The sequence below is a fragment of the Mycolicibacter algericus DSM 45454 genome, assembly GCF_002086455.1.
Classification (GTDB): domain Bacteria; phylum Actinomycetota; class Actinomycetes; order Mycobacteriales; family Mycobacteriaceae; genus Mycobacterium; species Mycobacterium algericum.
The window spans coordinates 210,682-229,595 of record NZ_MVHC01000002.1; the positions used below are offsets into that span (position 1 = coordinate 210,682).

Annotated in this window: 12 protein-coding genes and 1 pseudogene; 4 read left to right on the forward strand and 9 right to left on the reverse strand. The window is 67.8% G+C overall.

Annotated elements, in window-relative coordinates:
- Window positions 1–5: 5 nt before the first annotated feature.
- Together mbtM and BST10_RS02850 are read right to left on the reverse strand one after the other, a co-directional pair.
- Window positions 6–1,589, reverse strand: coding sequence for a long-chain-fatty acid--ACP ligase MbtM (mbtM, locus tag BST10_RS02845; RefSeq protein WP_083036304.1), 1,584 nt, complete (start codon window positions 1,587–1,589; stop codon window positions 6–8).
- Window positions 1,586–1,849, reverse strand: a pseudogene (locus BST10_RS02850) (acyl carrier protein); the annotation flags it as partial. The pseudogene BST10_RS02850 and the gene mbtM, both read right to left, overlap by 4 nt.
- Window positions 1,850–2,019: 170 nt before the next feature.
- Between BST10_RS02850 and BST10_RS02855 the strand changes: the two are divergent.
- Window positions 2,020–2,952: a hypothetical protein gene (locus BST10_RS02855; protein ID WP_083036305.1), complete on the forward strand. Its 933-nt coding sequence runs from the start codon at window positions 2,020–2,022 to the stop codon at window positions 2,950–2,952.
- 280 nt (window positions 2,953–3,232) lie between these two features.
- Here the strand turns inward: BST10_RS02855 and BST10_RS02860 are convergent, their stop codons facing one another.
- On the reverse strand, window positions 3,233–6,760 hold the full coding sequence (locus tag BST10_RS02860) for a non-ribosomal peptide synthetase (RefSeq protein WP_083036306.1): 3,528 nt from the start codon (window positions 6,758–6,760) through the stop codon (window positions 3,233–3,235).
- Between the two features lie 101 nt (window positions 6,761–6,861).
- Between BST10_RS02860 and BST10_RS02865 the strand changes: the two genes are divergently transcribed.
- Together BST10_RS02865 and BST10_RS02870 are read left to right on the forward strand one after the other, a co-directional pair.
- Entirely contained in the window at window positions 6,862–8,685 is a 1,824-nt protein-coding gene (locus BST10_RS02865) for a (2,3-dihydroxybenzoyl)adenylate synthase (RefSeq protein ID WP_235673574.1), read from the forward strand.
- On the forward strand, window positions 8,682–13,838 hold the full coding sequence (locus BST10_RS02870; protein WP_083036307.1) for a type I polyketide synthase: 5,157 nt from the start codon (window positions 8,682–8,684) through the stop codon (window positions 13,836–13,838). Before BST10_RS02865 ends, BST10_RS02870 begins: the two co-directional genes overlap by 4 nt.
- Before the next feature lie 48 nt (window positions 13,839–13,886).
- On the opposite strand, the gene BST10_RS02875 is transcribed toward BST10_RS02870, so the two are convergent.
- The 3 genes from BST10_RS02875 to BST10_RS02885 all read right to left on the reverse strand — a co-directional run bounded on the left by BST10_RS02875 (window position 13,887) and on the right by BST10_RS02885 (window position 15,797).
- The gene (locus BST10_RS02875; protein ID WP_013828462.1) at window positions 13,887–14,156 is read right to left on the reverse strand and encodes a metal-sensitive transcriptional regulator; all 270 of its coding nucleotides are present in this window, start codon (window positions 14,154–14,156) and stop codon (window positions 13,887–13,889) included.
- A gap of 115 nt (window positions 14,157–14,271) precedes the next feature.
- Window positions 14,272–14,766 (reverse strand): hemerythrin domain-containing protein, encoded by a 495-nt coding sequence (locus BST10_RS02880; protein WP_013828461.1) that lies wholly within the window; start codon window positions 14,764–14,766, stop codon window positions 14,272–14,274.
- A complete protein-coding gene (locus BST10_RS02885; protein ID WP_081465500.1) occupies window positions 14,763–15,797 on the reverse strand; it encodes a Rieske (2Fe-2S) protein in 1,035 nt (344 codons plus the stop codon). Before BST10_RS02885 ends, BST10_RS02880 begins: the two co-directional genes overlap by 4 nt.
- Before the next feature lie 485 nt (window positions 15,798–16,282).
- Here BST10_RS02885 and BST10_RS02890 point away from each other — a divergent pair, with 485 nt between their 5' ends.
- The gene (locus BST10_RS02890) at window positions 16,283–16,567 is read left to right on the forward strand and encodes a hypothetical protein (RefSeq protein ID WP_083036308.1); all 285 of its coding nucleotides are present in this window, start codon (window positions 16,283–16,285) and stop codon (window positions 16,565–16,567) included.
- Window positions 16,568–16,589: 22 nt separating this feature from the next.
- On the opposite strand, the gene hemW is transcribed toward BST10_RS02890, so the two are convergent.
- Genes hemW through BST10_RS02905 form a run of 3 tightly spaced genes read right to left on the reverse strand, consistent with a single transcriptional unit; the run spans window position 16,590 to window position 18,764 of the window.
- Window positions 16,590–17,768 carry a radical SAM family heme chaperone HemW gene (gene hemW, locus BST10_RS02895; protein WP_083036309.1) on the reverse strand — a complete coding sequence of 393 codons (1,179 nt, stop codon included), beginning with the start codon at window positions 17,766–17,768 and terminating at the stop codon, window positions 16,590–16,592.
- 49 nt (window positions 17,769–17,817) lie between these two features.
- The gene (locus BST10_RS02900; RefSeq protein ID WP_083036310.1) at window positions 17,818–18,225 is read right to left on the reverse strand and encodes a transglycosylase family protein; all 408 of its coding nucleotides are present in this window, start codon (window positions 18,223–18,225) and stop codon (window positions 17,818–17,820) included.
- Window positions 18,222–18,764 (reverse strand): hypothetical protein, encoded by a 543-nt coding sequence (locus BST10_RS02905; RefSeq protein WP_235673573.1) that lies wholly within the window; start codon window positions 18,762–18,764, stop codon window positions 18,222–18,224. The genes BST10_RS02900 and BST10_RS02905 overlap by 4 nt, the downstream gene beginning before the upstream one ends.
- Between the last annotated feature and the right edge of the window lie 150 nt (window positions 18,765–18,914).

Here is an 18,914-nt window from a genome sequence, read left to right on the forward strand (position 1 = left end):
GTCGGTCACCTCATCACCTCCAGGTTCCGTTTGACTTCTAGCCGCCGCAGCTTCCCCGACGATGTCCGCGGCAGCGAGCCCGGCGCCAGGAACACCACATCTGCGGGCACCACCCCGCACTGCGATGCCACCCGGGAGATCACGTCGGCGCGCGCGCCGGCCTCGTCGCGGCCGCGGAACTCCGCAGCGATCACCAGTCCCGCCCGGATCCCGGCTGTGCCGACCGCCACCACCGCGCCATCGCGGACGCCGCGCACCTCGGCGGCCACGCGCTCGATCTCGGTGGGAAACACGTTGCGTCCGGCGATCGAGATGATCTCTTTGGCACGGCCGCAGACCACCAGTCCGGCGTCGGTGAAGTAGCCGAGGTCGCCGGTGGCGAACCAGCCGGCTGGGTCCAACGCCGGCTGGTCGACATAGCCGGACATCATCGAGGTTCCGCGGATCTCGATCTCACCGACCTCGCGCTGCGACAGCTCCTCGTGACGTTCGGCTACCGGACTGATCCGGACCTGCATTCCGGGAATCGGTTCGCCGAGCACCGCATGCCTGCGCACCGCTGGCGCGTCATCGCTTGCCGCGCCGATGGTTTCGTCGTACTGCAGGCCGGTACCTGGCTGTGGTGCGGTCACCGCGCAGGTGGCCTCGGCCAGGCCGTAAGACGGCATGAGAGCACCGGGGGCGAGGCCGTATCTGCCGAGTTCGGCGACGAATCGCTCCAGTCCGGCACAGTCGACCGGCTCGCCCCCGTTGATCGCGACCCGCAGCCGGCCCAGGTCCACTTCGGGAACCCGACGGGCGTACTTGCCGATCACGCCGTAAGCGAAGTTGGGTGCGGCAGTCATGGTGGCCCGGCTGTCGTGCAGCCAGCTCAGCCAGCGAAACGGCGACGCGGCGAACGCCGCGGTGGGCGCCAGCCACAGCGGGGAGCCGGTCAAGGCCGCGCTGAGCAGAAAGGTCAGCCCCATGTCGTGGTACAGCGGCAGCCAACTGCAGCCGGCGTCGGTCGCCGGGTCGACGCCGAGGTGCTCGGCCAGGCCGGAGACGTTGGCCAGCACCGCTGCCGGTGACAGCTGGGCGGTGCGGGGGGTGCCGGTGGAGCCTGCGGTGCCCTGCAGTACTGCCGGCACGTCCGGTGCGGCGGTCACCGGGGTGAAGGCGGTCGACGGCTCGATGGCGGCGGCGGTGACGTCGTGCACGGCGATGGCGGTGCCGGCCTCATCCAGCAGCTGCCGAGGTCCGCCGTGAGTGAAGACGGTGTCGACACCGATACCGCTGAACCGGTTTCGGGTCGCCTGGGCCCATTGCTGCGGATCGGAGCCGCGGACCGGTCCGGGCAGGATCGACACGCTGCGCCCGGCCAGCCAGGCGCCCTGGATCGCGGCGACCAGTTCGACGGTCGGCTCCCCGACCAGGCCCACCGCACCGGTGCGGCCGGTGTCGAGAATTCTCGACGCCACCCCCTGGGCGCGGGCGTGTACCTGCGCCCACGGGTGACGCTGCCAGCTGCCACTGGCCTGATCGAAGACCGCCAGGTCCTCATCCGAGGCGGTCATCGCCCTGGTCAGGGCGCTTGCCAGCACGCTCACGCGTCGGCGGGGGCTTTCGCCCGGATGGCGGCCTCGAGGTCTCCGACAGTGTCGCAGGTCAGCAGATCTTCCTCGGATAGTGCCACGCCCAGCCGATCCTCGATGGCGACCATGCCGATCGCGAAGGCCACCGAGTCCAGGCCGACCTCATCGACCAGCCGCGACTCCGGAGTCACCTTGGTCAGGTCGACATTCAGATCATCGCGGAGGATCTCCCGCAGCGCAACGCTGACGGCATCGGATGGCGAGGCACTCATGCCGAGGGACGCTACACGACTGTCGAAAGTAAGGTTAGCCTTACCCTAGTCTATGACGATGGACACACAGTTAGGTAAGGCTTGCCTCCTGACAAAAGATGTGTCTAAGGTAAGCCAGCGTTTACAAATACACAGGTACCTCATGACAGTTGAGGTCACGATAAGGAGAAGCAATGCAGCTCGCTCTCGCCGCCGGCTCGACCGACCGCGGCCCCGAATCTCCCGCCCGGACCACCGGGCTCTTGGCCGCCGGGATCGCACTGGCCGGCGCCGGCATGCTCGCCGTCAGCCCGGTCGCCCCGCTGGCTCCTGCGGTCGTCCACCAGCCCGCCGTGGAGCTCACCGCGACCACGTCGGAGAACCTCGACTACATCATGGACCTGCTCAATGGCCCGAACCCGATCAGTACGGCGCTGGGTGAGCTGTCCAGCTACTACGGCGAGGTCGCCCAGAACAGCTTCGACGGCGTGCAGGCCGGCCTCGAAATCATGTGGTCCGGGGGCGGCCGGGTCCTCGGCCTGGAGACCATGATCCCGCAGGTGATGGAATTCCTGCAGCAGGGTGACCTCACCAGTGCCTGGAACCTGATCAACAACGACTGGCTGTTCAATATGAACAACATCTTCCAGCCGCTCTTCGACCACATTCCGCGCGGTGAGGATGTCGAGGTCCCCGGCGTGATGGGCATCGGCGCCGACATGACCCATGTCTGGGCGAACGTGCAGGAGCTCTTCGGCGACTTCAGCTTCTGGAAGAGCACCGCCAAGTACCTGATGGAGCCGCTCACCGGCTTCGCATTCGCCTTGTCGGAGAATCTGAGCGGTGTGCCCGACGGCGTGGCACACGTGGCGCAGGACCCGTTCGACGCGTTGCTCAACGGTTACATCACCTGGGACTCGGAGACCGGCGAAGACACCGGCCAGTGGTGGGGGCTGCTCACCGAGCAGGGCACCTTCTCCTACTTCCTCGACGTGCTGCCCAGCCGGATCGCCGAGGCGTTGACCTCGACCATCCCGGTGGACGAGGTGGTGGACCCTGACGTCGGCGCCTCACTGGCAGACCCGAGCCTGTTCGACCTGGACTGGCTGACCGGCCTGTTTAACTAACTGCACACCGCCTGCGCGCACACGCAGGTACCGCCTCCTGCGCGAGCGTGCGTGTCTGCGGTAGGCACGCCGGTGTTCACCGCGAATGCACGCACGCTCGCGCAGTGCGGATGCCGGGCTCGGGTAGCAGCTACCCGAGTCCGGCTCAATGCATTTCCGGCCCTTGGTGGCCGTTAACTCAATTCAGGTTTTCCGGCGGTCGCCACAACGCAGCCACACCAGCGACGTCGCCTCAGCCGCACAGCTCAAGCCCAGGATCAGCCGGCACGGCTGAATCCCATCACTCGTTGGCCGAACCCGCATCGAGGGCCACCATGACGTCGGCCTCCGACATCGCCGCAACTTCGAGATACGCCTCGGCGACCGACTCCATTCGTCCGGCGTCGCTTTCCCGGCCGATGAGTACCTCGGCCAGCGCGGCGACCGTCCGGGCAGCGAACATGTCTGACACCATCGTCCGCGGCGAATCGAGCCACACCCGGATCTCGGCCACGACCTTCGTTGCAAGGACCGAATCACCGCCGAGTGAAAAGAAGTCGTCGTGGACATCCACGGCGTCACCATCACGGCCCAAGACCCCCGCGACGATATGACACAGCGCCCGCTCCAAGGTCGATCGCGGCCCGGTGACAGATCCTGTCGCGCCGCCGAGCTGGCCGAACTCCTGGTCAAGTCGGCAGGCAACGGCCGCACGGTCGATCTTGCCGCCATCGGTGAACGGGATTCGATCCACCGGCGAGATCCAACGCGGAATCATGTGCGCGGGAACGAGATCGATCAGCGCATCGCGAATCCGGCCTGCCGTCAAACCCGAATCATCAGCCACCCGGACCAGCGCCGCGAGCCCGTCTGAGCCACCCGCGGCGGGTAGTACCGCAGCCACCGCGGCATGTACGCCGGGAATTCTTCCCAGCGCGGCCTCAACCTCACCGAGTTCGACGCGGTAGCCGCTGATCTTGGTGCGGTGATCAGCGCGGCCGACGAATTCCAGCGTGCCGTCCGGCCAGTACCTGGCGAGGTCTCCGGTTCGGTACCAGCTGCGCGTCACACCGTGCAGCGGATACTCGACGAAGCGTTCCCCGGTGAGGTCGGGGCGACCGCGGTAGCCGCGGGCGATGCCGCGTCCGGTCACCCAGAGTTCGCCGATCACCCAATCCGGGCAATCGCTGCCGCTTTCGCTGACCACCCGGCAAGCCATGTTCGGCAACGGCACACCGTAGGGCACCGAGCTGCCGTTCGGCGGTAGACCCGCCGCCTCATCCACCTCGAAAATGGTGGCGTGCACTGCTGTTTCGGTAGCGCCACCCAACCCCGCGAAGCGGGCTCGGGGCGCCTGCAGCCGCAGCCGGCGGGCCAACTCCGGGCGCACCCAGTCCCCGCCGACGGCCACCGCCCGCAGCGACGACAACCGTCCATCACCGACCGCGAGCAGCATCTCGAGCCAGCCGGGCATGAAGTTGAGGGCGGTGACCCGATGCGCGTGGATCAGGCTGGCCCAGGCGTCGGGGTCACGGCGCTGGTCTTCGTCGACCACGACGATCGCCCCACCTGCACGCAGGTTGGCGAAGATGTCCGGCACCGACATGTCGGACTCCAACGTCGCCAGCGACAGCCAGCGGTCGCTCGCCCCGATGTCGAAATGCCGGAGCAGAAACTCGACGGTGTTCATCACGGCGTCGTGCGTGAGCTCCACGCCCTTGGGCTCTCCGGTGGAGCCCGAAGTGAACAGAACGTAGGCCAGCGCTTCGGGATCGCTTGCGACAGAAATCGATTCATCCGGGCTCGTCGGACCGGAAAGCACCTCGGCTAGGCGGAGCGCGGGCACCGACGACGGTGTCTGCTGCGCGCCGGACAACAGCGCCAAGCGGACCGATCCGGTCTGCAGTAGACGTTCCGCCCGCTCGCGGGGCTGGTCGGCACCGATGGGCAGATACACCGCCCCCGCGGCCAGAATCCCCAGCACCGCCGGCACCTGCTCGGCGTTCTTCGGTCCCAGCACCGCGATCGTGTCACCGGCCCGCACCCCCTCAGCGCGCAGGGCGGCGGCTACCGCCAGTGCCTGATCACGCAACTGCCGGTAGCTCAGATCGCCGGAACGGGCGAAGACCGCAGGAGCATCGGGCTGGCGCTCTGCCTGCCGAAAGAACCCAGTGTGCAGCGCCTCGCCGCTCGGGTCGGCGACCGTGCTGTTCACCGCCGCCCGCACGACACGCTGGGATTCGGGGACCTCCGGCGAATCGGGCGTCGTCCAGGCGTCGGGGTCGGCAAGCCGGTGCAGTTCATCGAGTTGGTGACCGAACATCGCGTCGACGACACCGGGCTGGAACGCCTCCTCACGGACGTCCCAGTTCACCAGCAGGCCGCCGCCCAGCGGTGTCACCTGAGCATCCAGCAACACCTGCGGCCCCTGGGAGATCGTCCACACCGGCGCGCCGAAGATCTCGGTCACCTCACCACCGAACAGATCACCTAGACCGAGCCCGCTGGTGAACACGAACGGGGCCAGCGTCTGGACACCGCGGTGGCGGCTCAGATCGCGCAGCACCGACAGCCCGGAATAGCCGAGGTGACGGGCGCTGGAGTGCAGCGCCTGCTGTACTGCGACCGCCCGCGACAACGGGGAGTCCGCCTGCGTCAGATCGACATCGAGCATCAACGACGACGTGAAGTCGCCGACCAGCATGTCTACCTGCGGGTGGAACGGCTCACGGCCGAACATCGGCAGGTTCAGCAAAAACCGACGACTGGTGGACCATCGGGCCAATGTCCCGGCGTAAGACGCCGCGAACGCCATTGCCGGCGTGACGCCGTGGCTGCGGGCCGCAGCGAACAGTGCCTCGCGGGCTGCTGCGTCGAACCAGTGCCAACGCCGAACGCTGCGTCGCGGATCGGACTGCTCAGATGTCGGGACGAGCGGCAACGAGGGGGGGCCGGGCAGGCTCGGTATCCGTTCGCTCCACCAGGGCTGATCCTGAGCTGACCGTGCCGCCTCCAGCCGGCTCATGGCGGCGCGATACTCCCGGTAGGTGTAGTCCAGCTGCGGCGGGGTTCCGCCTGCGTACAGCACCGCGAGGTCGGACATGAATCTGCGGTAACTCACGGCATCACCCGCCTGCATGTCCAGATCGACATGCAGGCGCGTTCGCCCGCCCGGCAGCAGAGACAGGCTCAGCTCGAGCACCTCGCCGTCGAGCAGCTGGTGAGACTTGGCCTCGCGCGTCGCAAGCAGTTGCCGCTCGACGGCCTCGGCGTCCAGCTCGCGCAAGTCACTGATCTTGACCGGCAGCTCACGGTCTCCGATGCGTTGGGTGCCGTCGGACATGATCTCGACCCGCAACATCGGGTGGCGGGCGGCCAGTTCGGCAGCCGCCGCGGCCAGGCGCTCGGGATCGACGCCGGTGCCGTCGAATTCGACGTACAAGTGTGCCGCAACCCCGCCGAGTTGCTGCTGATGGTTTCGGCCCACCCAGTAGGCGTGTTGCAGCGGCGCAAGGGGGAACGGCGCCGCGGGGCCGCCGTGATCCGCGGACGAGGCGCCGCCGTCCGGCGCGGCGTCGAGCGCGTCGGCCCCCGGAGCGTGCGCGGCAACCAGGTCCGACCACGCCGCAACGGTGGGATCGGCCGCCAGGGTCGCGAAATCGACGTCGATCCCCCGTTTTCGCCAGCGGCCCGACAACGACATCATTCGGATCGAATCCAGGCCCGACGCGATCAGATCCTGCGCCGGATCAATGGTGTCTGGACTCACGCCAAGGAGTTCGGCGACCTCGTCACGAACCGACTGTGAAGGTGTCGCACCACCGCGCACGCCGTCTCCTTAAGTTAGTATAGGATGGCCTAACTTTACGAAGGCTATCTCATGGGGTCGCTCGCACACCACCATGATTGACCGAGGGGTGGTTCGACTGGATGGGTGCTGTGCTCCAGCCCGAACCCGGCGGTTCAGCGAGGCTCGACGAAGGAGAGCCGAAGCTGGAACCGCCGCAGGAACACCGTGGTTCAGCGAGGCTCGACGAAGGAGAGCCGAAGCTGGGACCGCCGCATCAACACCGCGGTTCAGCGAGGCTCGACGCAGGAGAGGCGAAGCTGGGACCGCCGCATCAACACCGCGGACTCCTCGCCGGCTTCACGCCCTTCCCGGCTGACCGCGCCGCCGAGTATCGACAAGCGGGTTACTGGACCGGACGCCCCTTGGACTCGATCCTTACCGAAGCGGCGAGCAACTGGCCACAGCGGCCCGCTGTCATCGATGCGGACCGCAGCTATTCCTTTGCCGAACTCGATTCGGCTGCTGACCGATTCGCGGCAGGCCTGGCGCGGCTCGGCATCGCTGCGGGCGATCGCGTACTGCTTCAGCTGCCGAACTCGACGCAATTCGCGCTGGCGTTTTTCGGCGTATTGCGGGCCGGCGCCGTGCCGGTGATGTGCTTGCCGGGTCACCGTGCCGCCGAGCTGGGCCACTTCGCCGACGTGAGTGACGCGGTGGCTCTGATAATCGCCGACCGTGCAGGCGGTTTCGACTACCGCGAACTTGCCGCGCGCGTCACCGAGGGCCGCTCGAGGCTGCAGCACGTCATCGTCGATGGAGATCCCGGACCGTTCACTGCGTGGTCGACAGTCGCCCAATGCGCAGGCCCCGCCGTCCAGCGTGCCGATGTCGACACCACCACGCCCGCTCTGCTGCTGGTATCGGGCGGTACGACCGGCATGCCCAAGCTCATTCCCCGCACCCATGACGACTACCTCTACAACACGACGGCCTGCGCTCAGGCGTGCGGACTGACCGGGGACGACGTCTACCTGGTGGCGCTGCCCGCCGGTCATAACTTTCCGCTGGGATGCCCGGGAATGTTGGGCGCGATGACGGTGGGCGCCGCCACGGTGTTCACCGCCGATCCCAGCCCCGAAGCCGCTTTTGCGCTGATCCACCGGCACGGCGTGACCGCTACCGCGTTGGTCAACGCCTTGGCGAAGTTGTGGGCGCAGGCCTGCGATTGGGAGCCGAACCCGCCGACAGCGCTGCGATTGCTGCAAGTGGGTGGATCACGGATGGCGCCCGACGAAGCCCGCTATCTCCGAGAGACCCTGGGTCCGGGACTGCAGCAGATTTTCGGAATGGCCGAGGGGATGCTGAATTTCACTCGCCCCGGCGACCCCGTCGAGGTCGTCGAGCAGACCCAGGGCCGGCCGATGTCACCGCACGACGAACTGCGCGTCGTGGACGACAACGGCGAGGACGTGGCCCCGGGCGAGGAAGGCGAACTGCTGGTCCGCGGACCGTACACCCTCAACGGCTACTACCGGGCGGATCAGGCCAATGCGCGGTCGTTCAGCCCCGATGGATTCTTCCGGACCGGAGACCAGGTGCGTATCTTTGCCGACGGTCCGCTCGCCGGCAACGTCGAAGTCACCGGGCGGATCAAGGACGTGATCCACCGTGGCGGGGAGACTGTTTCGGCGTCCGACATCGAGGAGCACATCCTTACCCATCCGGCCGTCTCGGCTGCCGCGGCGATCGCGCTGCCAGATGAATTTCTGGGTGAAAAGATCTGCGCCGCAGTGATCTTCAAGAGCGAACAGATCTCCCTCGCCGAACTCAACCGCCACCTGGACGAGCGCGGAGTCTCTGCCCATTCGCGCCCGGACATGCTCGTTGCGATGCCCTCGCTGCCCATCACCGCCGTCGGGAAGGTCGACAAGAAGCAGATCGTCGCCCAGGTGGGCAGCAGATGACGACGCACGGCGCCCACCGGCACGCCATCCCCTCCAACGACACTGCCGAACCTATCGCCATCATCGGCATCGGATGCCGACTGGCCGGTGATGTCACCACACCGGCGGACTTCTGGCGGTTTCTGCTCGACGGTCGCAGTGCGGTTCGGCAGGTACCTGCCGAACGCTGGGAACCGTATCTGCGGCGTGACCCGCGAAACGCCGCGGTGCTGCGGGACACCACACCGTGGGGCACCTTCTTAGACGATCTTGCCGGCTTCGACGCGGAGTTCTTCGGCGTCTCGCCGCGCGAGGCCGAACTGATGGATCCGCAGCAGCGTCTCGCGCTCGAAGTGTGCTGGGAGGCACTCGAACACGCCGGGATCGCGCCGCGGTCGTTGGCGGGCAGCGACACCGCCGTGTTGATGGGGGTCAACGCCGACGACTACGGCAAGTTGATCATGGAAGACCTGCCCGGTATCGAGGCCTGGGCCGGCATCGGAACAGCACTGTGCGGAGTCGCCAACCGGGTCTCACACCTACTTGATCTTCGTGGTCCCAGTGTCGCCCTCGACGCGGCGTGCGCCGCGTCGTTGGTGGCGGTACATCAAGCGTGTCAGCAATTGCGTACCGGTGAAACGTCACTTGCGCTGGCAGGCGGTGTGAGCGCGCTGATCGGACCCGGTTTGACCCGGGTGCTCGATCAGGCCGGCGCCACCGCACCGGACGGTCGGTCCAAGACCTTCGACATGGCGGCCGACGGCTACGGCCGCGGAGAGGGCGCGGCGGTGGTGGTCCTCAAGCGTCTCGGCGACGCCAGGCGGGACGGCAACCCGGTGCTGGCAGTGGTCCGTGGTGGCGCTGTCGCCCATGACGGCAACACGCCGGGCATCATGTCGCCCAACGGTAGGGCCCAGGAAGATCTGTTCCGGCTTGCCTGCGCATCCGCCGGCATCGAGCCCACCAGCGTTGACTTCGTCGAGGCGCACGGGACCGGTACACCGGTCGGCGATCGGGTCGAGCTGGCCGCTCTTGCGGCGGTATACGGCGCCGGACGCCCCTCGAACGCGCCCTGCCTGATCGGATCGGTGAAGCCCAATACGGGCCACCTCGAAGGCGGGGCGGGGGTAGTCGGCCTCATCAAGGCGGCGCTGGCGCTCCATCAGGAGACGATCCCGCCGACAGCCGGGATCAGCAAACTCACGACAGCCATCGACTGGGCGGACAGCTGCCTGCGGGTGGCCACCGAAGTCGAGGCCTGGCCCCGACAGCCGGACAGCCGGCGCCGCGCCGCGGTGTGCAGTTACGGCTATGGGGGCACCATCGCCCACATCATCCTGGAAGAAGCACCACCGCGGCCCGCCGAGCACCTCGGGCCGGTCACGGCGCCCGCTGCCGTGCCGGTCGTCGTTCCGATCTCGGCGCGCACGCACGCCCGCCTCGCTCGCCAGGCCGATGCATTGGCCGACCACCTGCGAGCCCGCGACTGCTCCGTGGATCAGGTGGCGGCGACACTGTGGACCCGACGCTCGCACGAACGGATCCGCGCGGCCGTGCTCGCCGACAACTGCGACGAGCTGGTGGGCGGTCTGGACTCGCTGGCAAACGACGGGCAACAGCCCGCCGTGGTCACCGGCGCGGTGGTTTCCGGCGCACCGGACGGCGCCGTCTGGGTTTTCTCCGGCCACGGATCGCACTGGGAGGGCATGGGCAGCGAACTGCTGGCACATGAGCCCGCCTTCGCCGCGGTCATCGACGAGATCGATCCGGTGTTTCAAGCTGAGTTGGGATTCTCCGCCCGGCAAGCGCTGAGCACCGGTGAACTGGGCGCCACCGATCGGGTGCAGGCGTTGACCTTCGCGATTCAAGCCGGGCTCGCCGCATTGTTGGCCGAGCGCGGCGTGCGGCCCGCAGCCATCATCGGTCATTCGGTCGGCGAGGTCGCCGCATGCGTGGCAGCCGGTGTTCTCGACTTGGCGCAGGGAGCCAAAGTGGCGTGCTACCGGGCGCGCGGTTTCAGACACGTCGCCGGACACGGGGCGATGGCGCTGGTGGGGCTCTCACTCGAGGAGGCACAACGGCGGCTGTGCCAGCGCAGCGACGTGGTCGCGGCGATCAGCGCCACACCTGAGTCCGCGGTGGTCTCCGGCACCGTCGAGGCCATCGATCAGATCTGCCAACGCTGTTCGGACGACGGCATTTCGGCGCGTCGGGTGAACACCGACGTGGCCTTCCACAGCCCGCAGATGGACGCACTCACCGACGACCTTGCCCGGCTTACCGCAGGGCTCCCGCCGGCCGATGAACCCGCCGTCCCGCTGTACACGACCGCGCTGGCCGATCCTCGCTCGACGGCACCCCGCGACTCGCGCTATTGGGTGGCCAACCTACGAGGTCAAGTGCGCTTCGCTGAGGCCGTTATCGCCGCGGCCGAGGACGGGCACCGACTGTTTCTGGAGATATCAGCCCATCCGGTGGTCTCGCACTCGATTGCCGAAACGTTGTCACACCTCGGGCTCGACGAGCACGGCGTGGTCCCCACTCTCCGACGTCAGCAGCCCGAGCTGCGTGCGGTCACCCGTGCGCTGGCTTCGCTGTACTGCCACGGGGCGCCGTTTCCGCACGGCGTCACGGCCACCTCGCCCTGGACCGACAACCTGCCGGTCACCCAATGGGAGCATCAGCACTTGTGGCGCACCCCGACTCCCCCGCCGTCCGGCGGTGGGATTCACGACGTCGATTCCCACACGCTCCTGGGCGGCCAAGTGGATATCACCAGCGCCGTTCCCACCCGCATGTGGCAGACCCGACTGGATATGTCCAACCGGCCCTATCCCGGCGATCATCCCGTGCAGGGTACGGAGATCGTGCCCGCCGCCGTTCTGCTGAACACGATGCTGACCGCCGCCACAACGGATTTGGCGGATTTGCGGCTGCGCACGCCGGTCGCACCCGGACGGACCCGCGATATCCAGGTGGTGTTGCAGGAGCACTGCCTGAGCCTGGCCTCACGCCTCGTGGATTCAGACGACGCGCCTACCGCGGGTGGTTGGCTGGCCCACTGCACCGCGGTGGCCGAGACCAACAACGACGGCGCGGCGCCGGTCTTCGAACTACCGGCCGTGCAACGACGTTGCACGGAGGTGTTGCCTTCGACCCATGTCACCGACCTCCTGGAATCGCTCGGTGTCACCGCCATGGGATTCGAGTGGGAGATCCTGGAACTACGTTGCGGCGACGGTGAATTGCTGGCGCGGGTCAACGCCGAGCCGGACGGATCGACTCCGGCGACCTGGGCCGGACTTCTCGATGCCGCGACGTCGACGGCGTCGGTCCTTTTCAGCGACCCCGGACGCCTCAAGATGCCGGCGCGTATCGAGCGGGTGGCGGTGCACGGCCCGCCTTGTGGCGAGGCCCTGCTCCACGCGCGGCGCCGCGCAGCAGGAGCGATCACCGACGTCGTGATCACTGACCGCGCCGGCACGGTGCTGGCCTCGATGACCGGGTTGGCCTTCGAAGATCTCGAGCGTTCGACAGAACGTGAATCCAGCCGCCTGGTACACAGATTGGCGTGGCACCCGACACCCTGGCGTGACACCGATCGCCCCGACCACGTCACCTTGATCGGCGGCACCGACGAAACGCGAGCATGGTGTACGCGCGATCTGGCCGCTGCCGGAGTGCCTACCCGCAGCGTCGCAGACCCTGCGGAGCTGCCGTCCGGTGACGCAAGCTCGGGTTCCGGTGCCGTGGTCCTGGTATTGACCGAGCCGCGCGATGAGCCGAGGGTGTCCATCGAATTGGTCCTGCGGACACTGAAATGTCTGGTAGGACAGGGCTCTAAGGCACGGCTTTGGGTGCTGACCCGAAACGTGCATGAAGGCACCGATATCGAGCAGGCGCCGCTATGGGGTCTGTCCCGGGTGGCCGCGGCCGAACACCCCCAACTCTGGGGCGGTGTCTTGGACCTGTTTGAGGAGCTGTCCGAGCCCCACCTGCCCGTGCCCGCGCTGAGTTCTCTGACCGGACACGGGGTGGTCGTGGTGCGTGACGGCATCGCCTACACCGCCCGCCTGGCGTCCGCGCCGTGCGTCGGTGAATCGATGCATTGCTCGCCGGGCGGTACCTACTTGATCACCGGGGGCACCGGCGCCCTCGGACGGCAGATGGCCCACCGGTTGGTCGATCTCGGCGCCAGGCGCCTGGTGCTCGTGTCGCGTTCGGGGATGCCGGACAGGACAGTTGCGGATGCCCCGACCAACCCGGGGTTGGTCCAGACGGTCCGATCGCTGGAGGAACGCGGGGTGTTCGTGCGGGTGGCCGCCATCGACATCGGTGCAGCCGGGGCTGCGGCGGCCCTGCAACACGCGTTGAGGGATCTGCCGCCGGTACTCGGTGTGGTGCATGCAGCCGGTATCGAGACCGGTGCGCTGCTGACTGACACCACGCTTGCCCAGGTCGACGCTTCCATGCACGCAAAAGTCACCGGCGCACGGGTGCTTGATGAAGTGTTCCCGCCGGGGACGCTGAACTGGATGCTGCTGTTCTCGTCATGTGGCTATCTCACCGGCTTTCCGGGTCAGGGCGCCTACGCGTGCGGAAATGCGTTTCTCGATGCGTTCGCCCGGCAACGCCGCAACCTCGGCGACCGAACCATCAGCGTCGCCTGGACCGCGTGGCGTGGTCTGGGGATGGGGTCGACCTCCGAGTACGTTGCCGCGCAGCTCGAGTCCATGGGCATGGAAACCATCAGCGCCGACGACGCGATGTGGGCCTTGGACCTGGCGATGCGCGATGACCAAGCCAACACTGTCGTACTGCCGGTCACGCCGCTCGCGGCGTCGGTGGCCATGCTTGCCGACATCGCTCCCGCGGAATCCGACGTCGTCGAATCGCAGGATCCGGTGCAGGCGGGCTTGCCCGAGGATCCCGCCGAGGCCTCCGATTGGGTGGCGGAACGGGTATCCGCCGCGATAGCAGGCCAACTCGGTCTCCCCGACGACGGCGTAGACCCCCACCTTCCGTTGATCGAAATGGGCGTCGACTCGATCATGACCGTCGCCGTGCGACGTCGATTGGAGAAGCAGATCGGGCTGACGCTGTCGCCGACGCTGCTGTGGGAGCATCCGACGGCGGCCGCGGTGACGAAAAAGATCCTCGAACTGCTCGCGTAACCCTCGGCCCGGATTCGATGACGCAGTAGCGCGCCTCGGATCCCCCCGTTAGGCCAGGGCGAGGAACAGTTTTTCGAGTTCCTCCTCGGTGAGCGGGGCTTTTCCGCTGTCGGATTCGCCGGTCAGGCATTCGCGAAGCCCACTGGCGACGATCTTGAAACCTGCCCGATCCAGCGCGCGCGAGACCGCGGCAAGCTGCGTGACGACTTCCTTGCAGTCCCGGCCGCTTTCAATCATCGCGATCACGCCGGCAAGCTGGCCGTGGGCACGGCGCAGCCGGTTCAACACCGCCTTGAGGCTCTCGTCGTCACCAACCACGTCAGACCCTTCCCGCACCAACCATTTATACCCTGCAGGGTATCCCACCCGACGGGTGTCAGCTGGATTCAACGGACGGCGACCGGGTACGGCGCCGCGGTGGCTGTGCGCACACTCAGCCCGGCATCAGTGCCAGGAACTTCGCCCGCGCCTTGACGTGCAGCTGCTCGAATCTGGAGTTGCGCTGCCGCTCCATCTCCGCGAGCATCCGGTTGCCCAGCTCGTCCAACTCGGCGTCGGTCAGGTCGATCGGCGCAGGCGGAGGCACCAGATCGCGCTCCTCCTCGTCGGCGTGCGCCTCCAAGACGATGAGGAAGGAATTCCACTCGTCCACGTGGCGCGGTGAGTGGGCCGGTGTCCGCAGCGCCACCGCAAGCTGGTCGTAGATCTGCCGGTGTTCGGCGTGCGCGATCGCGATCAGCCGGCTGGCCGCCGCCAGCGCCGGATAGTAGATGTCATCCTCGATGCGCATGTGGATGGTGAACTCCCGCAGGAGTTCATCGAGGATCGCCTGGCGCTCGACCGATCCGACCGGGGCGGCCTTGAACCTGCCACCCAGGCCCCGCAGCACGTTGTGGTGATCCCGCAATACGTCGTAGGCGTTGCTCACTGTGCGATCTCCTTAACGTCCGAAGCGTCCGGGATTTCCGGGCATGGCACAGCTGCCGAGTCCAGGTACTTCTCCCGGGCCACGCCGAGCGGGGTCGGGGCGCCATCGCGCAGTTCGACCATCCCGTCGCGTAGCCGCGCCTGGTAACAGGGCAGCGGCGAGGCCGCCGGTCCGCGCACCACCGCACCGGTCTGCACGTCGAACTGCGAGCCGTGCCACGGGCAGACGACCCGGCCTCGGTCGAGCCAACCGTCCGCCATCGGCGCGGCCAGGTGCGGGCACAGACCGGCGAACGCCGACACCTGCTCGCCGTCACGGCACACCACTACGCCCACGCCGTCGACCTCGACCCGCTTGAGCCGCTGGTCCGCCGGCAGTTCCGCCTCCGGAAGCACCGGGGTCCAGTCGTCGATGCGCAGCCGGTCACCGGACTGATCCATGCCGATACCGGAACCGAACACCAGCGCGCCTCCCAAAAAGCCACTGCCGCTGGTGATCCCGTAGCCGATCGCACTGGTCACGATCCCGCGCAGCTGCCGTCCCCGGTGCCGGTCCCGCCAGGACTGGAGGTACAGGCCCGTCGCGACCAGATTCAGCACCCCGTGCACCAGGCCGATCCGCCGATCGTTTTCGTGGGTGTGCTGCCAGTCGGTCACACCGGTGGCCGCGGCGGCGAAGTTGGCCAGGATCCCCAGACCCAGGGCGCGCTGGGCGAACCGGGACGCATCGAGCATCTCGGTCGACGACTTGGCCGGCAACAGACTCAGCGCGTCCAAGGCCACCGTCGTCCCGATGGCACCCGTGGTCAGCGAGGCCAGCGGCGGATGTACCGGGTGACCGAGCCAGACGCCGTTCAAGAAGTTGGTCACCCGGTTCCGTGCCCCGCCGAACGCGTTGAACACGAAGCTCAGCACATTCTCCAGCCGGTAGCTCGGCCGATCGAGCCACTCCTGACGCCCGAGAAACTCCAGCAGCCGGCCGCCCACGCCGTGCGCCCGGTTCGGGGCGCGTCGCGCCCGTTGAACTGCCATCCCGTTGGCCCTCCATCCCATCTCGCGGCTGCCGCAGTTGCGGTATTACCGCGTGAGTGTATCCGCATTTGCGGTTCACAACAAACCACGGATTGCGATATTGCTGCCGCGTCGGCTGTCCACATGGTCACCACCGTGGCCGCCGGTTTCGCTGTGCCACGATAATTGTTGTATACCAGGTATTTTCGTAACCCTTCAGGTCGCCGTAGCCCCCAGCAGAAGGAAAGCTGCCAACTCGATGGCAAGCTTGCTGTGAATCTGTTGTCAGCGGTATTGCCGACACGGAACATGCGGGAATTTCGCGCCCCTTATCCGCAGATCGGGATCTCTATCTTCCACCTCCGGGGCCAATCGGTCCGGGCCCACCGGATCATGACGCCCACCGCTGCACCACTGGCGCGGTGATGTGTTACGGGCATTCACGATTCGGTCTCGGTCCTCACACAATGGTTGGCAAGGCGGGCGTCGGTATGGAATATGGAGTCATGCTAAGTATTCGAAAGTTCGTGGGTTCGATGTTCATAGCGACAGCCGCGGCGGCGATCGCCGTCGCCCCGACCGGCGTGATGGCGATGAGCGCACCGGCGGTTGTGGCCCAACCGCACGGTGCCGGCGGCCCCGACGGCAACGGCGGCGGCAGCGGCTGTGGTCACGACGCCGGCTGGCAGGGCTGCGGCGGCTTCATTCCCGGCCAGGGCGGCTTCGGTCACGGCTGCATCGGCGGAGTCTGCGGCAGCTGGGACGGCGGCCGCGGCTGGTTCAGCGGCTGACCTGTCGCTCCCGCTCCGGCGGCTACCCCAGCAGCGAACGCACCACCGCATCGGCCAGCAACCGCCCGCGATCGGTGAGCACCAGCCGATCGCCATCGACGCACAGCAAGCCATCGTCGACGGCGGACTCGGCGCGTTCCCGCTCACCCGGGTCCAGAACCGCCAGCGCCAGCCCCTCGCGCATGCGTAACCCCAACATCACCTCTTCGGTGTGCCGGTCGGCCTCGGAGAGCTCCTCGAAACCCGCGATCGGCAGCGTCATCTCACCCAGGAGCTGCGCGTAGGCGTTGGGGTGCTTGACGTTCCAAAAACGCAGCGTGCCGTCGTAGCCGTGAGCACCCGGGCCCGCGCCCCACCATCGGCCGCCGCTCCAGTAGCCCAGATTGTGCCGGCAGGCCGCTCCGGGCCGGCCCCAGTTCGACACCTCGTACCAGTCCATCCCGGCTGCCCGAAGCCGGCTGTCGACCAGCTCGTAGCGATGCGCCATCACGTCGTTGTCGGGCACCGGGAGTTCGCCGCGCCGCACCCGACGGGCCAGCGCGGTGCCGTCCTCGACGATCAGGCTGTAGGCCGAGACGTGGTCGACGCCTGCCTCCAGCGCGGCGTCCACCGAGCGAAGCAGATCATCGTCGGTTTCACCCGGGGTGCCGTAGATCAAGTCGATGTTGAGGTGTTCGAAGCCGGCGGCGCACGCTTCGCGCGCGGCGGCCACCGGCCGGCCCGGCGAGTGGATGCGGTCCAGGGTGGCCAGCACCCGCGGCGACACCGATTGCATGCCCAGCGACACCCGGGTGTAGCCGGCGGCCAGGATCGATTCGAAGAACTCCGGCGACGTCGACTCGGGGTTCGCCTCGGTGGTGACCTCGGCGTCGTCGGAGAGCCCGAAGTGCTCCCGCACATGATCGAGCACCGCCGCCAGCCGCGCTGAGCCCAGCAGCGATGGTGTGCCGCCGCCGACGAACACGGTGTCGGCGCGCGGGCCGCCCAGCCGGGCGGCGGCCAGCTCCAGTTCCCGCGCCAGCGCCGCCACCCAGGCGTCGGGGTTGGCCCCGCCCAGTTCGGCCGGGGTGTAGGTGTTGAAGTCGCAGTATCCGCAGCGGGTGAAGCAGAACGGGACGTGCACATACACCCCGAACGGGCCGTCCTGGTCAAACCGGGCCGGCGCCAGTTCGGGCAGCGCTACCGCGGTCGCGGTGGTCATAGGGCCCGATCATCCCACGACGCCGGGGACGCCGCTGGCGGGCAGCTGCTCAGTCGGCCGGTACGACCGGCCCTCCGCTGTCCTCGAACAGTGCCGACAGATAGTGGGTCAGCGAGCCGACCGGGGCCGCCCCGGCACCGGTGGTGGCCGCGGCGCCGCGGGACGCGCAGGCGGGCCAGGCGCCGGGCCCCTCGCTGGCCATGATGCGCTTGGCCACGGCGATCTGCTGCTGCCGGCTGGCGTCCGACGGCAGCCCGACTCCGCCGTTGGCGTCCCAGGTCGCGGCACTGATCTGCAATCCGCCGTAACCGTCGTTGCCGGAATCGGCCGCCCAGTCGCCACCGGATTCACAGTTGGCGATGGCCTCCCAGTTGATCGGCTCGGCGTGGGCTGCCGCTGTCAGTTCGGCGGTACCGATCAGCAGCGCACCGGCCGCCAGCGCTGTGAGTTTCCTCATACCAACTCCACCTTGCTGGCCAGCCACCGGCCGTCGATCCGGTCCATGGTCATCCGGATCCGGCTGCGATCCATCACGGGTTCGGGGTTGTCGGCGTTGCGTACCGCCTGGTTGACCAGCAGCACCACCACGGCATGGTTCCGGTCGGCGGATTTGACCACCGCTTCGGCGACGTGGCCGCGGGCGGTCGCCTTGTTGTCGATCAGCAGCTGACGCTGCCTGGCCGCGGACCGGGCGCGCATCGCGTCGAACTCGCCGGTGGCACCGTCGGCGATGTCGGCGAAGTTCCGGTCGACGTCGTCGGCGTCGATGTCGGTCAGCCGCAACACATATGCCTCGGCGACATCGAGGGCTTGCTGGCCGGCGACATGAGTTTCGTAGTGCTGCGCGGCCAGCCAACCGCCGCCGCCCACCGCGGCGACCAGGGTCGCGATGGCCAGCCAGCGTCGCAGCATGGCGCGTCCGTTGGTCCGCGGCGGCGGTTCAGGCGCCGGTGGCGGTTCCCACACCGGCTCCCATCCGAAGTCGACGACACTCACCTGTCCCACCCGCCTTCCGATCGGCTTGCAATCAGCTCGTTGTGTGCGGTCCGCATCCCGGTCCGCACCGGCCCGGGCTGTCCCGATCCGGTCCTCCCGTACCGACCGCTTCGCCCTCGGGCCCCAACTGAGTTTTACGCACGCTGATCA